At 69.2% G+C, this 14085-nt stretch carries 18 protein-coding genes; 12 read left to right on the top strand and 6 right to left on the bottom strand.

The features are described 5' to 3' along the window. Nucleotides 1–35 precede the first annotated feature (35 nt). A complete protein-coding gene (locus tag GGQ97_RS04670) occupies nt 36–1346 on the bottom strand; it encodes a cystathionine gamma-synthase family protein (protein WP_168067861.1) in 1311 nt (436 codons plus the stop codon). An 86-nt stretch (nt 1347–1432) separates the two neighbouring features. Between GGQ97_RS04670 and GGQ97_RS04665 the strand changes: the two genes are divergently transcribed. After that, nucleotides 1433–1777 (top strand): hypothetical protein, encoded by a 345-nt coding sequence (locus tag GGQ97_RS04665; RefSeq protein ID WP_168067860.1) that lies wholly within the window; start codon nt 1433–1435, stop codon nt 1775–1777. Here the strand turns inward: GGQ97_RS04665 and GGQ97_RS04660 are convergent, their stop codons facing one another. Together GGQ97_RS04660 and GGQ97_RS04655 are read right to left on the bottom strand one after the other, a co-directional pair. Continuing rightward, a complete protein-coding gene (locus GGQ97_RS04660) occupies nt 1778–2005 on the bottom strand; it encodes a hypothetical protein (RefSeq protein ID WP_168067859.1) in 228 nt (75 codons plus the stop codon). It abuts the gene before it with no gap. Nucleotides 2006–2051: 46 nt separating this feature from the next. Beyond that, the gene (locus GGQ97_RS04655) at nt 2052–4349 is read right to left on the bottom strand and encodes a S8 family peptidase (protein WP_168067858.1); all 2298 of its coding nucleotides are present in this window, start codon (nt 4347–4349) and stop codon (nt 2052–2054) included. Nucleotides 4350–4460: 111 nt separating this feature from the next. Between GGQ97_RS04655 and GGQ97_RS04650 the strand changes: the two genes are divergently transcribed. The 3 genes from GGQ97_RS04650 to GGQ97_RS04640 are packed head-to-tail and all read left to right on the top strand — an operon-like array spanning nt 4461 to nt 6450. Then, a complete protein-coding gene (locus GGQ97_RS04650; protein ID WP_168067857.1) occupies nt 4461–5153 on the top strand; it encodes a pyrimidine 5'-nucleotidase in 693 nt (230 codons plus the stop codon). Then, nucleotides 5150–5971, top strand: a complete 822-nt coding sequence (dapD, locus tag GGQ97_RS04645; RefSeq protein WP_168067856.1) for a 2,3,4,5-tetrahydropyridine-2,6-dicarboxylate N-succinyltransferase — start codon at nt 5150–5152, stop codon at nt 5969–5971. Before GGQ97_RS04650 ends, dapD begins: the two co-directional genes overlap by 4 nt. Beyond that, nucleotides 5971–6450 carry a SixA phosphatase family protein gene (locus tag GGQ97_RS04640; protein WP_168067855.1) on the top strand — a complete coding sequence of 160 codons (480 nt, stop codon included), beginning with the start codon at nt 5971–5973 and terminating at the stop codon, nt 6448–6450. The genes dapD and GGQ97_RS04640 overlap by 1 nt, the downstream gene beginning before the upstream one ends. On the opposite strand, the gene GGQ97_RS04635 is transcribed toward GGQ97_RS04640, so the two are convergent. Then, nucleotides 6447–6998, bottom strand: a complete 552-nt coding sequence (locus GGQ97_RS04635; protein WP_168067854.1) for a TlpA family protein disulfide reductase — start codon at nt 6996–6998, stop codon at nt 6447–6449. The two genes, GGQ97_RS04640 and GGQ97_RS04635, sit on opposite strands and share 4 nt — an antisense overlap. Between GGQ97_RS04635 and GGQ97_RS04630 the strand changes: the two genes are divergently transcribed. Continuing rightward, entirely contained in the window at nt 6997–7368 is a 372-nt protein-coding gene (locus GGQ97_RS04630; RefSeq protein WP_342448449.1) for a hypothetical protein, read from the top strand. The genes GGQ97_RS04635 and GGQ97_RS04630 overlap by 2 nt on opposite strands. After that, the gene (locus GGQ97_RS04625; RefSeq protein WP_168067853.1) at nt 7365–8246 is read left to right on the top strand and encodes a UTP--glucose-1-phosphate uridylyltransferase; all 882 of its coding nucleotides are present in this window, start codon (nt 7365–7367) and stop codon (nt 8244–8246) included. The genes GGQ97_RS04630 and GGQ97_RS04625 overlap by 4 nt, the downstream gene beginning before the upstream one ends. Here GGQ97_RS04625 and GGQ97_RS04620 read toward each other — a convergent pair. Together GGQ97_RS04620 and GGQ97_RS04615 are read right to left on the bottom strand one after the other, a co-directional pair. After that, nucleotides 8243–8770: a response regulator gene (locus GGQ97_RS04620; protein ID WP_168067852.1), complete on the bottom strand. Its 528-nt coding sequence runs from the start codon at nt 8768–8770 to the stop codon at nt 8243–8245. The genes GGQ97_RS04625 and GGQ97_RS04620 overlap by 4 nt on opposite strands. Before the next feature lie 57 nt (nt 8771–8827). Beyond that, nucleotides 8828–9394 carry an HNH endonuclease gene (locus GGQ97_RS04615; protein ID WP_168067851.1) on the bottom strand — a complete coding sequence of 189 codons (567 nt, stop codon included), beginning with the start codon at nt 9392–9394 and terminating at the stop codon, nt 8828–8830. Nucleotides 9395–9569: 175 nt separating this feature from the next. Here GGQ97_RS04615 and gluQRS point away from each other — a divergent pair, with 175 nt between their 5' ends. From gluQRS to egtD, 6 genes are all read left to right on the top strand, one after another. Then, nucleotides 9570–10406: a tRNA glutamyl-Q(34) synthetase GluQRS gene (gene gluQRS / locus GGQ97_RS04610; protein ID WP_168067850.1), complete on the top strand. Its 837-nt coding sequence runs from the start codon at nt 9570–9572 to the stop codon at nt 10404–10406. A 12-nt stretch (nt 10407–10418) separates the two neighbouring features. Next, complete coding sequence (locus GGQ97_RS04605; protein WP_168067849.1) at nt 10419–10622, top strand: HIG1 domain-containing protein; 204 nt, start codon at nt 10419–10421, stop codon at nt 10620–10622. A 3-nt stretch (nt 10623–10625) separates the two neighbouring features. Next, nucleotides 10626–11183 carry a cob(I)yrinic acid a,c-diamide adenosyltransferase gene (locus GGQ97_RS04600; RefSeq protein WP_168067848.1) on the top strand — a complete coding sequence of 186 codons (558 nt, stop codon included), beginning with the start codon at nt 10626–10628 and terminating at the stop codon, nt 11181–11183. A 69-nt stretch (nt 11184–11252) separates the two neighbouring features. Beyond that, complete coding sequence (locus GGQ97_RS04595) at nt 11253–11873, top strand: flavodoxin family protein (protein WP_168067847.1); 621 nt, start codon at nt 11253–11255, stop codon at nt 11871–11873. Then, entirely contained in the window at nt 11870–13105 is a 1236-nt protein-coding gene (egtB, locus tag GGQ97_RS04590; protein ID WP_168067846.1) for an ergothioneine biosynthesis protein EgtB, read from the top strand. Before GGQ97_RS04595 ends, egtB begins: the two co-directional genes overlap by 4 nt. Beyond that, nucleotides 13059–14051: an L-histidine N(alpha)-methyltransferase gene (gene egtD / locus GGQ97_RS04585; RefSeq protein WP_168067845.1), complete on the top strand. Its 993-nt coding sequence runs from the start codon at nt 13059–13061 to the stop codon at nt 14049–14051. Before egtB ends, egtD begins: the two co-directional genes overlap by 47 nt. The last annotated feature ends 34 nt before the right edge of the window (nt 14052–14085 follow it).

The raw sequence follows: 14085 nt of genomic DNA, 5'->3' as shown, positions 1-14085 counted from the left end.
GGCCAGCGGCGCTGCCGTTCCGGTCCCCTTGGCGCTCAGACCGCCAGCAGGGCGTTCTCGAAGTCGGCGATCAGGTCGTCGGCATTCTCGACCCCGATGCTGATCCGCACGAGGTTGTCGGTGATTCCGAGCGCCTGTTTGCGCTCGTCGGGCACGCTGAGGTGGGTCATCGCCGCCGGCGCGCTGGCCAGCGTCTCGGTCCCGCCAAGGCTGACCGCCAGGTGGGCGATGGTCAGGTTGTCGAGGAAGGCGAAGGCCTCCTTCTCACCGCCCTTGAGGTAGAGCGAGAAGGTCGAGCCGGCGCCGGTGCAGTGGCGCTTGTAGATGTCGGCCTGGCGGGTGCCTTCCTGGAGAAAGCCGAGGTAGCCGACGCTTTCGACCTTGTCGTGAGTGCGCAGGTATTCGCACACCTTGGCGGCATTCTCGCCCGCCCGGCTCATCCGAAGCTCCAGCGTCTCGAGGCTGCGCGACAGCATCCACGCGGTGTTGGGGTCGAGGATGGTGCCGATGGTGTTGCGCATCATGCGGATCGGATCGAGGAACTTCTTGGCCCCGACCAGCCCGCCGGCGACGAGGTCGCTATGGCCACCGGCATATTTGGTCAGGCTGTAGACGCTGATGTCGGCGCCCGAGGCCAGCGGCTTGGCCCACAGCGGGCCGAGGAAGGTGTTGTCGATCGCGATCGGCGGGCGCGCTGAGGCATCCGGGAAGGCCGAGTCGCGCACCGCGCGGACCGCCTCGACGTCGACCAGGGCGTTGGTCGGGTTGGCCGGGCTTTCGAGGTAGATCATCGCTACCCGGCCCTTGGCCTTGGCGGCCTCGACCACCGCGGCGATCTCCTCGCCGGTCGCGCCCGACGGGAAGTCGAGCCAGGTGATTCCGAACTGGCCGAGGATCTTGGCGATCAGGGTCTCGGTCGCCGCGTAAAGCGGGCCCGAATGGACGATCACGTCGCCCGGCCGGCAGAAGGTCAGCAGCAGGGTGGCGATTGCCGACATGCCGCTGGAGAAGGTCAGCGCCTCCTCGGCTTCCTCCCACAGGCGCAGGCGGCCTTCGAGGATTTCCTGGTTGGGACCGTTGAAGCGCGAATAGACGAGGCCCTCGGCGCCGCCCGGACGCTTGCCGGTGATGCCTTCGAAGAAGCGCTTACCGTGGGCGGCGGTGTCGAACACGAAGGTCGAGGTGAGGAAGATCGGCGGCTTGAGGCTGCCTTCGGACAGGCCGGGATCGAAGCCGAACCCCATCATCATCGTCTCCGGCGACAATTGGTGGTTGCCGATCGCGGTCGGGCTCTTCTTCATCGGGCGGCGTGCGGGGACGCCGGTCATCTCAGCTTCATTTTCCATGAGCGGGCCCCTAGCCGACGTGGACCAGCGGCGCCAGCGAGGCGGTGACGGATTGCGTCGACCCGTCCGCCTTGACAGGATGAGCCATGTTCAGCCTCCTCCTCCTCGCCGCCGCCGTGCAGGCCCCTGCCACCCTCGACGGCAAGTGGACGGTCGACCTGTCGAGCGAACCGGGCAAGCCCTACACCCAGCCGATGGAGCTTACCCTCGCCGCCGATGGGACGGTCAAGGGCAGCTTCTACAACAGCGAGATCCAGGCCGGGCGGTGGAAGCGGGATCGTGGCCGGCTCTGCGCCAGCTTCCGCACCACCGATGGCGCTGGGCCCTATCATTCCACGGTGTGCCTGACCGGCGCCACGGCGACCGGCCAGACCTGGGCCGAGCATCGCAATTTCCTGTTCAACTGGAGCGCGGTGCGCGCCGCGCGATAATCAGGCGCGGCGGCGGCTTGCGAGCAGGCCGGCAAGAAAGCCTAGCGACAATACGCCGACCCCGCCCGCGGCGATCGCGGCCCAGGAGCGCGTCGGCGGTTCGGGTGCAGGCGCGGGCTTTGGCGGGCGCAACTGGCCCCCTTCCTCGACCGGGATGCTGTGCACCGTCCGGCTGATCGCCTTGATCCGCTCGCGCTTGGCGGCGGCGCTGCTTGCCTCCCTGTCCATGGAACCAAGAACTAGCGGCCGAGCATTGCGGGCGCGTTAAAGCCGCTCAGAATCCGAGCGAAAATCTGACGGCGGCGCCGGTGTCGGGCGCCGCGGCCCGGATGTGGTCGGGCTGCAGGCGGGTGAACAGGTTACCGCTGACCCAGCCGTTGCCGAGCCAGCGCCGGCCGTAGCTCAGCTCCGCGTCCAGCTCGCGGCCGCGCGGGACCATGCTCGAACGGACGATGCTGTAGCCAGGGGTCATGCCGGCATAATCGAACGAGGTCGGAAGGCTCATCGCGAAGCCGCCGCCATCGATCCGCAGCGGCTGCGACAGGCGCACTCCGAAGCGGTCGCCGTCGCCCAGCAGGTCGCTTGCGGCGACGTCCACCGCATAGGCGCCGGTGGTGAAGCTGCCGCCCGCGAACCGGGTCCAGCCGCGCCGCGCGGTCATTCCCGCGCTCCATCCGGCGCCAAGGTCGCGGCGTGCCTCGAGATCGAGGAAGGTGGTCGCCGCGCCGCCGCCGCCGAGCAGGCCGTCCATCCGCCCGCCAAGCAGGCTGCGCTCTTCCTCCAGTCGGCCGAGGCCGAGCGACAGCCATTGCCTGCCCAAGCTGCGGTCGAGGCTGAACGCGGTCCAGCGATAGGGCGAGCCGAACGCCAGGGTGCGCTGCTCGCCGGTCACTTCGCCGGTCTCGCCGCTGATGGTCAGCGCCGCCTTTCCGAGGTCGCGGCGAAGCGCGATCGAGCTGCCGCGCTCGGCATCGAAGCCGGGATTGCCGGAAACGTCGCGGGCGATCAGGAATGAGCCGCTGGACACGCCCGACAGGCGCCGCTCCATCGCCTTGGCGCCCTCGGCATAACCGAACGCCACCGCGGTCTTCCGGTCGATCCGCGCCACCGCCGACCCGGCCACCAGCCGCGCCCTGCGCAGGTCCTCGGGGCCGATGCCGGCCTGGCCGAGGAGATAGCCCTTGCCGTCGCTGCGTTCGGCGACGGTCATCATGATGCTGAGCGGCCCCGCCCCCGCCCCGCCGGCGCGGAGGGTACCGCCGAGCGCGCGGTGAAGCGGCTCGGTCCGCGGCGCGGTTCGGATGGTCCGGGCAAGGTCGACCGCGAAGGCGCGCGAATAGCCGTCGAGGATCACCGCACCGATGCTCGCGGTGCCGACCGGCGCATCGCCCGCCGCGGCCGGTGCGTCCGACCCGGTGCTGGAAATGGCCTCGCTGCTGCCGGCCAGTGACACCGTTCCGATCGGCTGCATCGCCCGGGTGACGTTCAGGCGGCCGCGGCCGAAGATGCTGTCGGTGCCGGTCGCGCCGAGGTCGTCGGCGCTCTTGAACAGGATATCGACGATCTGCGCGCCCGACAGGTTGGGAAAGGCCGAGGCGAGCAGCGCCGCGGCGCCGCTTATGGTCGGAGCGGAAAAGCTGGTGCCGCTCCACCGGCTTTCATTGCCGTTCTGGTCGACGGTGCGGACCCCCGCGCCGATCGCGCCAAGGTAGTTGTTGGCGGCGATCCCCGCGCGATTGCTGAAGCTCGACAATTGATCGAGCCCGACCGTTCCGCTGCTGGTCATGGTGCCGAGCGCGCCGGCGACGATCACCTGGGTCGGGAAGCGGCTGGCGGGGACGGCGGCGAACGGGTCGGCGTCGACGCCTTCGGGCTTGTCGCCGTCATTGCCGGCCGAGATCACGATCACCACGCCCGCGGTCACCGCGGCCCGCATCGAGTTGAGGAGGCTGGTTCCGGGTGCCGAGCCGCCGAGGCTGAGATTGACGACCTTGGCCCCGGCCGCGACCGCGGCGTCCATGCCCCGCGCGATATTATAGTCGGAGAACGAGCAACCATCGCCTTCGGTGTCGGTGCAGCTGCCCGGGGTGTCGGCGCGATAGACCAGCAGGGTCGAATCGAAGGCGACACCGTGGGTGCCGCTGCCGTTGCGGTTGGCGGCGATCACCCCGGCGGCGGCGGAGCCATGGCCCGAATCGTCGCCCAGCCCGCGGCTGCCCGCGACATCGCGGCTCGCGGCGTCGATCCGCCCGGCGAACTCGCCGACGTCGGGATTGATGCCGCTGTCGATCACCGCGACCTTGACGTTCTTGCCGGTGGCGCCGGCATGGTAGGCGGCGATCGCACCCGACGAGGTGGCGGCGTTGGAGCGCTGATATTCGGTGGTGTTGTAGTTGATCGCGGCGACCGTCGGGGCCGGCGCTGGGGTGGTCGGGGCCGGGGTCGGAGTCACGGGCGCGGTGCTGGTCGGCGGTGCCGGGGTGGAAGCGACCGGTCCGCCGCCGCCGCCGCCGCACGCGGACAGGCTCAGCAGGGCCAGGGTTGCAGCCGATCCAACAAGCGCCTTCGCCATCCGCAACCTTTCACAAACCGTTAGATTCGCTCAATATTTCAATAGCATGATATAGTTGAAGAATCCTTTCGCTTTGCTGACGAAGCGATCCGGTCTAGCGGCGCAGGCATCATGGCAGCCGCAGTCCCTTTCCGGTTACCGCCGCCGTTCGAGCGGGTCGAGACGTGGATCTTCGACCTCGACAATTGCCTGTATCCGGCCTCCACCGGCCTGTTCGCGTTGATCGACGAGCGGATGGGCGCCTACATCCAGCGCCTGCTGGGCGTCGAGGCGGCCGAGGCGAAGCGGATCCAGAAGCATCATTTCCACACCCACGGCACCACGCTTGCCGGGCTGATGAAGGAGCATGGGGTCGATCCCCACCACTTCCTCGACGACGTGCACGACATTGCGCTCGACCGGGTCGGCACCAACCACCGCCTCGCGGCCGGCCTCGGGCGGCTTCCCGGGCGCAAGTTCGTCTTCACCAACGGCGACGCGCCCTATGCCCGGCGGGTGCTGGAGCGGATCGGGATCGGCGACCAGTTCGAGCATCTCCACGACATCCACGCCTGCGAGCTCAGACCCAAGCCGCAGGCGCACGGCTACGAACTGCTGTGCCGCCAGTTCGGCATCGACCCCGCGACCGCCTGCATGGTCGAGGACATGGCGCAGAACCTGCGCCCGGCAAAGGCGCTCGGGATGACCACCGTGTGGGTGGACAATGGCTCCGAGCGTGGCAATCACGATTTCGACCCGGGCCATGTCGACCTTCGCATCGCGGACGTCGCGGACTGGCTGGACGAGCTTCTGGAGGACCAATGACCGACCTTGCCGCCATCATCGACAGCGCGTGGGAAGCCCGCGACACGGTCGGGCCCGACACCTCGGGCGAGGTCAGCGAAGCGGTTGCACGGGCGCTGATGCTGCTCGACAGCGGCCAGGAGCGGGTCGCGGAGCCGGGCCCGGACGGCTGGATCATCAACCAGTGGCTGAAGAAAGCGGTCCTGCTGAGCTTCCGCCTCTATCCCATGGAAGCGATCCCGGGCGGCCCCGGCGGCGCGAAGTGGTGGGACAAGGTGCCGAGCAAGTTCGCCGGCTGGGACGCGCAGGAATTCGCCACCCGCGGCTTCCGCGTGGTGCCGGGCGCGATTGTCCGCCGCGGCGCCTACATCGCGCCGGGCGCGGTGCTGATGCCGAGCTTCGTCAACCTCGGCGCCTATGTCGGCGAAGGTACGATGATCGACACCTGGGCGACCGTCGGCAGCTGCGCCCAGATCGGCAAGAACGTCCATATCTCGGGCGGGACGGGGATCGGCGGCGTGCTCGAGCCACTGCAGGCCGGGCCGGTGATCATCGAGGACGATTGCTTCATCGGTGCCCGCAGCGAGGTCGCCGAAGGCGTGGTGGTCGAGCGCGGCAGCGTGATCAGCATGGGCGTATTCCTTGGCGCGTCGACCAAGATCGTCGATCGGGCCAGCGGCGCCATCAGCTATGGCCGGGTGCCGGCCTATTCGGTGGTGGTGCCGGGCACCCTGCCGGGCAAGGACGGCGGCCCGAGCCTCGCCTGCGCGGTGATCGTCAAGACGGTGGACGAGAAGACCCGCTCCAAGACCGGGATCAACGAGCTGTTGAGGGACTGATGCGCGCGCTCCTCGCCCTGCTGATGCTGGCGCTGGCCGGCTGCGCCACCGTGCCGGCAAGGCCGGTGCCCAACATCTACGTCATGCGCCATCTCAACACGGTCGAAGGCGTGCCCAACGCCCAATTGACCGCCGAAGGACTGCGCAACGCCGACAAGGTGGCGGACTGGCTGGCCAAGGACCCGCCGACGGTGGTGCTGGTCAGCGACACCGACCGCGCCCGCGCCACTGCGGCGCCGACCATCGCGCGGTTCAAGCCGGCGGTGCTGACCTATGATCCCAAGGACACGCCGGCGCTGGTCGCGCAGGTGCTGGCATCGACCGGCACCGTGCTGGTGGTCGGCCACAGCAACACCGTGCCCGACATCGTCGCCGGCCTCGGCGGCACCCGCCCCGCGCCCTTGGTCCACGCGGACTTCGGCGACATCTGGCACATCAGCGGTCCGCAGCGGACCACGGTCCGGAGCAAGCTTCCCTAGCGCGCTTCCTTGAGCAGGTCGGCCGCCTTGGCGCCGGTCCAGTCGAGGTCGCCGGTGAAGCGCCAGATTTCCTTGCCGTCGGAGCCATAGAGGACCGTGGTCGGCAGGATCTGGCTGCCGAGCGCGCTCGACAGGCCCATCTCGCTGTCCTGATAGGCTTCGAGCCCGATCTTCTTGTCGGCAAGAAAGGCCCGGACCTTGTCGGGGGTGGCGGTGTCCTGGCTGATTGCGACGACCTGCGGCACGCCGCCGCGACCGGCCAGCGCGTCGAGGGTCGGCAATTCCTTGACGCAGGGCGCGCACCAGGTCGCCCACAGGTTGACCAGCAGCGGCTTGCCGGCGGCGACGGCGGACAGGCTGGTGTCCTCCCCGTCGCCATCCTTGAGGGTGAGGTCTGGCATCGCCTTGCCGGCTTGCGACCGGTCGAGGCCGGGACCGCCTGGCTGGGCCGCGGGCTCCGCCCCGGCTTCACTTTGGGACCCGGCTTGCCTATCGCAGCCCGAAGTCAGCAACGCGGCCAGCGCCGCGGCGAGGAAGAGAGCACGCATGGACAGGCGCTTGGCCGCGAACGGCCGATCCCGCAAGCTTGGGCTTAGGTCCAGCGGGCTGCTGCCCGTGGCGCTGGCGCTCGCCCTTGCTGCCTGCGGCCGCGCCGGGGAGTTGCGTCCGGCTGACGGCGCCTCGCTTCCGGTCAAGCCCAAGATGGCGGTGGTCACCCCCACCCCCGAACAATTACTGACCCCGCCCGCGATCGCCCGCCCGGTCCGCGTCGACGAGATCCTGCGCCGGTCCGAACCGCGCCGGCCCGACCGCTTCGACCTGCCGCCGCCGAGCGGGGCCGAGGCCGCCCCGGAACCCGAGGGCGACAGCAGCGCTACGCCCAACGACAACCAGACACGAGTTCAGGAGCCCCGATGAGCCCTTCGCCGAGCCAGACCTTCAAGCCCGTCCGCAAGGCTGTTTTCCCAGTCGCCGGGCTCGGCACCCGACTGCTTCCCGCGACCAAGACCATGCCCAAGGAAATGCTGACGGTGATCGACCGGCCGCTGATCCAATATGCGGTGGACGAGGCGCGCGAGGCGGGGATCGAGCAGCTGATCTTCGTCACCGGCCGCGGCAAGTCGAGCCTGGTCGATTATTTCGACGTCTCGTTCGAGCTCGAGGCGACGATGACTGCCAAGGGCAAGAGCCTGGAAGTGCTGGAGCTGAGCCGCGCCGATTATGGCGAGTTGATCAGCGTCCGCCAGCAGCAGCCGCTCGGACTTGGCCATGCGGTGTGGTGCGCCCGCCATGTGGTCGGCGACGAGCCCTTCGCGGTGCTGCTTCCCGACGACCTGATGGCGGGCACGCCGGGCGCGCTGCGCCAGATGGTCGACGCCTATAACCGAATCGGCGGCAACATCGTCTGTGCCGAGGAAGTCGCGGCCGAGAAGACCGCGAGCTACGGCATCGTCACGCCCGGCACGTCCGAGGGCAACCTCACCGAGGTGCTCGGACTGGTCGAGAAGCCCAGGCCCGAGGTCGCGCCGTCACGGCTGGGGGTCATCGGCCGCTACATCCTGCAGCCCGAGGTGATGGATCTGCTCGACGCGCAGGAGCCGGGCGCGGGCGGCGAGATCCAGCTGACCGACGCAATGGCCAAGCTGATCGGCACCCAGCCGTTCCATGCGGTCAAGGTCGATGCGGTGCGCCACGATTGCGGCGACCGCGCCGGCTATGTGCTGGCAACGCTGAAGCTGGCGATGGAGCGCGAGGACCTCGCCCCGCTGGTGCGCGAGGCGCTGGCCGGGCTCTAGGCGGAGACCCGGCGGCGCTCGGCTTCGAGCTGATACATCCGGTCCTTGAGCTCGCCGAGCTCGATCGCCTTCATCGCGGCCCTGGCGTCCATCGCCTTCATGTCGGCGCGCATCGACGCCACACGCTCGGCGGCGGCGCGGCGGCGCTCGATCCGGGCGACCAGCACCTCGAAGTGGAAGGGCTTGAGGATCACGTCCTCGGCCCCCGCTTCGAAGGCGCGGACCGCCGGATCGGCCTCGGCCCGGCTGGCGATCAGCATCACCGGCACTTCGGCAAAGGCCAGCTGCTCGCGGATCGCGCGGGTCAGTTCGGGCCCGCTCATCGGCTCCATCACCAGTTCGGCGAGGACCAGGTCGATCGGGGAACGGCGAAGCTCACCCAGCGCGGTGGCACCGTCCGCCGCGGTGACGATGGCATAGCCCTCGGCCCCCAGCCGGCGCGCCAGCAACGCCAGGTGCGAGCGATTGGGAGACACCACCAGCAGGCGCGGGCGGGAAGCGGGACGAGGAACAGCGGGGGTCATTCCGCCAATCTGGCGGCGAATGGTTAACGAGACGTTAGGATTGGTTACCGCCGCCGGTCAGGCGTCCAGCTCGACATCCCAATAAAGGTAATCGCGCCAGCTTTCGTGGAGGTAGCCCGGCGGAAAGGCGCGGCCGTGGTCCTGCAGTTCCCAGCTGGTCGGTCGCTCCGGCCAGTGGGCGATGTGCATGCCGGCCTGACGCGGGGTGCGGCCGCCCTTGCGCAGGTTGCAGGGCGCGCAGGCGGTGGCGACATTCTCCCACGTGGTCCGGCCGCCCTGGGCGCGCGGGATGACATGGTCGAAGGTCAGTTCCCGCCCCGACCCGCAATAGACGCAGCGAAAGCGGTCGCGCAGGAACAGGTTGAAGCGGGTGAAGGCGGGATGCTCGCTCGGCCGCACGAACTGGCGCAGCGCGATCACGCTGGGCAGCTTCAGCGTGTGGCTTGGGCTGTGCACCTCGCGGTCATAATGGGCGATCACGTCCACCCGCTCGAGGAACATCGCCTTGATCGCGCTCTGCCAGGGCCACAGGCTGAGCGGATAATAGGACAAGGGCGTGTAATCGGCGTTGAGGACGAGGGCCGGGCAAGAGTCCGGATGGCGGATGAGTTCGGGATGATACACGAGCGCGCGGGTCTCCGTTCGGTCCTGCCGAACGCACCTCTCCGGGCCTCGTCGCACGCAAGGAGGAGAGACCGTTTTCGGCCGCTTCCCTTGTGACGCACCGGTTGCCAGTCCGATGTGACGCCGTGATGAATCGCAACTTGCCGATTCCCCGTCAAGGGGCCAATCCGGTGAGGTGATCACAAGGTTCGCGCCCTCGCCGACCGGCCGCCTGCACCTCGGCCATGCCTACAGCGCGGTGCTTGGCCGACGGAACGGAAGCCGGTGGCTGCTGCGGGTCGAGGACCTCGACCCCGGCCGGGCCAGGCCCGAGTTCGTCGGGGGCATCCTGGAGGATCTGGAATGGCTCGGCCTCCAGCCCGACGGCGCGCCGATCGTGCAATCGGAGCGCACCAACCTCTACGCCGCAGCGCTGGAGCGGCTGAGGCAGGAGGGCCTGGTCTACCCCTGCTTCTGCACCCGCGCCGACATCGCCGCCTCGCTGACGGCGCCGCACGGCGATGCGGGAAGCGCTTATGCCGGGACCTGCCGCGGCCTGCCCGACGATCCGGAGCGGCGCGAGACGGTGCCGCACAGCTGGCGGCTGGATTCTGCGGCGGCGATCGCCAGGGCCGGTGGCGTGCCCGGCTGGACCGAACTGGACGGCACCGCCCACCCTGGCTCGGCGGAGATGATCGGCGACGCGATCCTCGCCCGCAAGGACGCGCCCTCCTCCTATCACCTCGCCTGCGTGGTCGACGATGCCGACAGCGGGGTCACCCTGGTCGTGCGCGGGGCGGACCTGCGCCCCTCGACCCCGGTCCAGCGGCTGCTGCAACGGCTGCTCGGCCTGCCCGAGCCGCGCTACCTCCACCACGCCCTGGTCACGCACGAGGACGGCCGCCGCCTGGCCAAGCGCGACCAGGCCCCGACCCTGGCCGCGATGCGCGAGGCGGGGGTCGACGGCCCCGCGCTGGCCGGGCAGCTGGCCATGGACAAACTGCCTACTGGTTATCGCTTCGCCCTGCCCTAGATAGGAGGCATCATGAACACTCTCCTCATCATCGCGCTGGTGCTCGCCATGGCGGCCACCGCTTATGTCCTCGTTCGCGGCGTGCTTGCGATGGCCTCGGGCAAGGTCGGCAACCAGCAGGCGCAGCAGCAATGGATGCGCAAGCGCGTGCTGTACCAGGGGATTGCGGTGTTCATTGCCGCCGCGATCATGATGCTGGCCAGCGCCGGCAGCTGATCCTTGGTCAAGCTCAACAAGATCTACACCCGAACCGGCGATGCCGGGCAGTCGGGACTGGTCGACGGCAGCCGGGTCAGCAAGGCCTCGGCGCGGATGCACGCGATCGGCGAGGTCGACGAAGCGAACAGCGCGATCGGCCTCGCCATCGCCGAGCTCGACGGTGACGCGAAGGCGGCGCTGGGCCGGATCCAGAACGAGCTGTTCGACCTCGGCGCCGACATCGCCACCCCGGGCGAGATGGAAGGCGCGTTGCGGATCGTCGGTCCTCAGGTCGAGCGGCTGGAGCGCGAGATCGACGCCATGAACGAGGCGCTGTCCCCGCTGACCAGCTTTATCCTGCCCGCAGGTAGCCGCGCGGTGTCGGCGCTGCACCTCGCCCGCGCCACCACCCGGCGGGCCGAGCGCTGGTCGGTCGCGCTGGCCGAGGAGGAGCAGGTGAACCCGCTTGCACTCGCGTACCTCAATCGCCTGTCCGACCATCTGTTCGTGCTCGCCCGGCACGTCGCGGCGGCAAGCGGCGGGGACGTGCTGTGGCAGCCCGGGGCGACCCGGACCTAAGGACAGCAGGCACAAATAACGCTTCCACCAGTTTGCCTTCACGGACGAAATCGAAAATCGGGTGAGAAGATGGTCAAGGCAATCGCAGTCAACGCCTCGCTGAAGGCCTCATCCGGCGAACCATCGTCGACCGACAAGATGATCGGCCTGGTCGAGCACGCCCTGGCCAAGCGCGGCGCCGAGTGGCTGGGTACCATTCGCCTCGCCGATCACGACATCAAGCCGGGCGTCAGCTCGGACGAGGGCGAGGGCGATGCCTGGCCCGCGCTGCGCAAGCAAATCCTCGAGGCCGACATCCTGGTGTTCGGAACCCCGATCTGGATGGGCCAGCTGCCCAGCACGGCCAAGCGCGTTCTGGAGCGGATGGACGCCTTCCTGTCGGAAACCGACGATAACGGCCGGATGCCGAGCACCGGCAAGGTCCTCGCGGTCGCCATCGTCGGCAACGAGGATGGCGCGCATCATGTCTCGGCCGAGCTATTCCAGGGCCTGTCCGACACCGGCTGGACCGTCCCGCCGGGCGGCCCCGCTTATTGGGTCGGCGAAGCGATGGGCAAGGTCGACTTCAAGGACCTGCCGAAAGTGCCCGACAAGGTCACCGAGACGGTGGAAATGCTGGCGTCGAACAGCCACCACCTGGCGACCTTGCTGGCCGACAAGCCGTTTCCCGGGGTAGAACAGTCGAAGTGAACGTCGCGGCGACCCTTGCTCCGGAGACGCTGGCCGAGCGGCTCAGCGCCACCCGCGCGCTGACCCTGGCGCTGGCCGAGCCGCTGAGCGATGCCGATGCAACGGTGCAGCCGATGCCCGACGCCTCGCCGGCGAAGTGGCACCTGGCGCATACCAGCTGGTTTTTCGAGACCTTCCTGCTGCGCGCTGTGGTCCCCGGCTACCGGGTCTACGACGAGCGCTGGCCGTTCCTGTTCAACAGCTATTACGAGGGCGAGGGCGAGCGGCTGGCCCGCGACCGGCGGGGCATGCTGTCGCACCCGACGCTGGACGAGGCACGCGCCTATCGCGCCCATGTCGACGCGGCGCTGGCGGCGGCGATGCCGGGCTTCGACGCCGCGGCGCTGGAGCTGATCGCGCTCGGCATCGCGCACGAGCAGCAGCATCAGGAGCTGTTCCTAACCGACATCCTCGCCACCTTTGCCGCCAATCCGCTGGAGCCGGCCTATGCGGCCGCGGAGCACTGGCCCGGCAGCGCGCCGGTGGGCGACGTCAAGTGGATCAGCGGGCGGACCGGCATCGTCGAGATCGGCACGAATGACGAGGGTTTCGCCTTCGATTGCGAGCGGCCGCGCCACCAGGTGCTGCTCGCACCCCACGCGATCGCCAACCGCTTCGTCACCAACGGCGAGTGGCAGGCCTTCATCGACGACGGCGGCTATCGCACGCCCGGCCACTGGCTGAGCGACGGCTGGGCCTGGGTGCAGTCCGAGGGCATCACCGCGCCGCTCTACTGGGGCGGGGACGGGACCGCTTTCACCCTTGCCGGCCGCCAGCCCCTCGATCCCGCAGCGCCCGTCACCCACATCAGCCATTATGAAGCCGACGCCTTTGCCCGCTGGGCAGGGGCCCGGCTTCCGACCGAGGCCGAGTGGGAGGACATGGCGGCAGCGCACGATCCGCGTGGCGGCCATCAGCTCGACTCGGTGGGCGCGGTCAGGCCCCGCGCCGGCGGCGAATGGTTCGGTGACGTCTGGTGCTGGACCGGATCGGCCTTCCTGCCCCACCCCGGCTTCCGCCAGCCCGAGGGCAGCGTCGGCGAATATAACGGCAAGTTCATGAGCGGGCAGATGGTGCTGAAGGGCGCCAGCTGCGCTACCCCGCGCGGTTCCTCGCGGGCGTCGGTCCGCAACTTCTTCCCGCCCCATGCCCGCTGGCAATTCACCGGAGTGCGCCTTGCTCGCGACTGTTGAGACCCGTCCCGATTCCGCCTTCGCCCAGGCCGTGCTGGAAGGACTGGCGCAAGACCCGCCGGCGATCCCCGCCCGCTGGTTCTACGACGAGGAGGGGTCGCGGATCTTCGAGGCGATCACCGACCTTCCCGAATATTATCCCACCCGGACCGAGATCGGCATCCTGCGCGCCGCCATGCCCGAGATTGCGGCGGCGGTCGGCAGGGACCGGGCAGTGGTCGATTACGGCGCCGGCGCGCTGGCCAAGACCCCGCTGCTGCTGCGCGGCATCGCCCCCGCCCTCTACGCCCCGGTCGACATCAGCGGGGCGCATCTGCGGGCCAATGCCGAGGCGCTGCAGGAGGATTTTCCCGCGCTTCCGATCTTTCCGGTGGAGGCCGACTTCACCCGTGCCTTCGACCTGCCGGACGAGGTCGGCAAGCATCCCCGGCTGGGGTTCTTTCCCGGCTCGACCATCGGCAACCTGGTGCCGTCCAGCGCGGTCGACCTGCTGCGTTCGTTCAAGCAGACGCTGGGCACCGGCGCGTTGCTGCTGATCGGGATGGACCGGGTAAAGGCGCCCGAGCGGCTGGTCGCCGCCTATGACGATGCGGCCGGCGTCACCGCCAGCTTCAACCTCAACCTCCTCCACCGCATCAATCGCGAGCTTGGCGGCGACATTCCGGTCGACGCCTTTGCACACGAAGCGCGCTGGAACGCGCCGATGTCGCGGATCGAGATGCACCTCGTCGCCCGGCGCGACCTGTCCTTCGCGGTCGAGGGGAGGACCTTCCGCTTTGCGCAGGGCTATAGCATCCACACCGAGAACAGCCACAAATATACCGCCGAAAGCGCCCGCCTGCTGCTTCTGGCCGGCGGCTGGACCCCGTTCAAGGAATGGACCGATCCGGCCGGCGACTTCGCCCTGCTGCTGGCCCGTGCCGATCCGGAGCGGATGGCGCCCTGAAGGGCCGTGTTGCCGCTGCAATACGGGACCGCTA

Source organism: Sphingomonas kaistensis (assembly GCF_011927725.1).
GTDB lineage: Bacteria > Pseudomonadota > Alphaproteobacteria > Sphingomonadales > Sphingomonadaceae > Sphingomicrobium > Sphingomicrobium kaistense.
The sequence above is the reverse complement of the archived record's forward strand: the minus strand, read 5'-3'. Positions and strand labels throughout refer to the sequence as shown.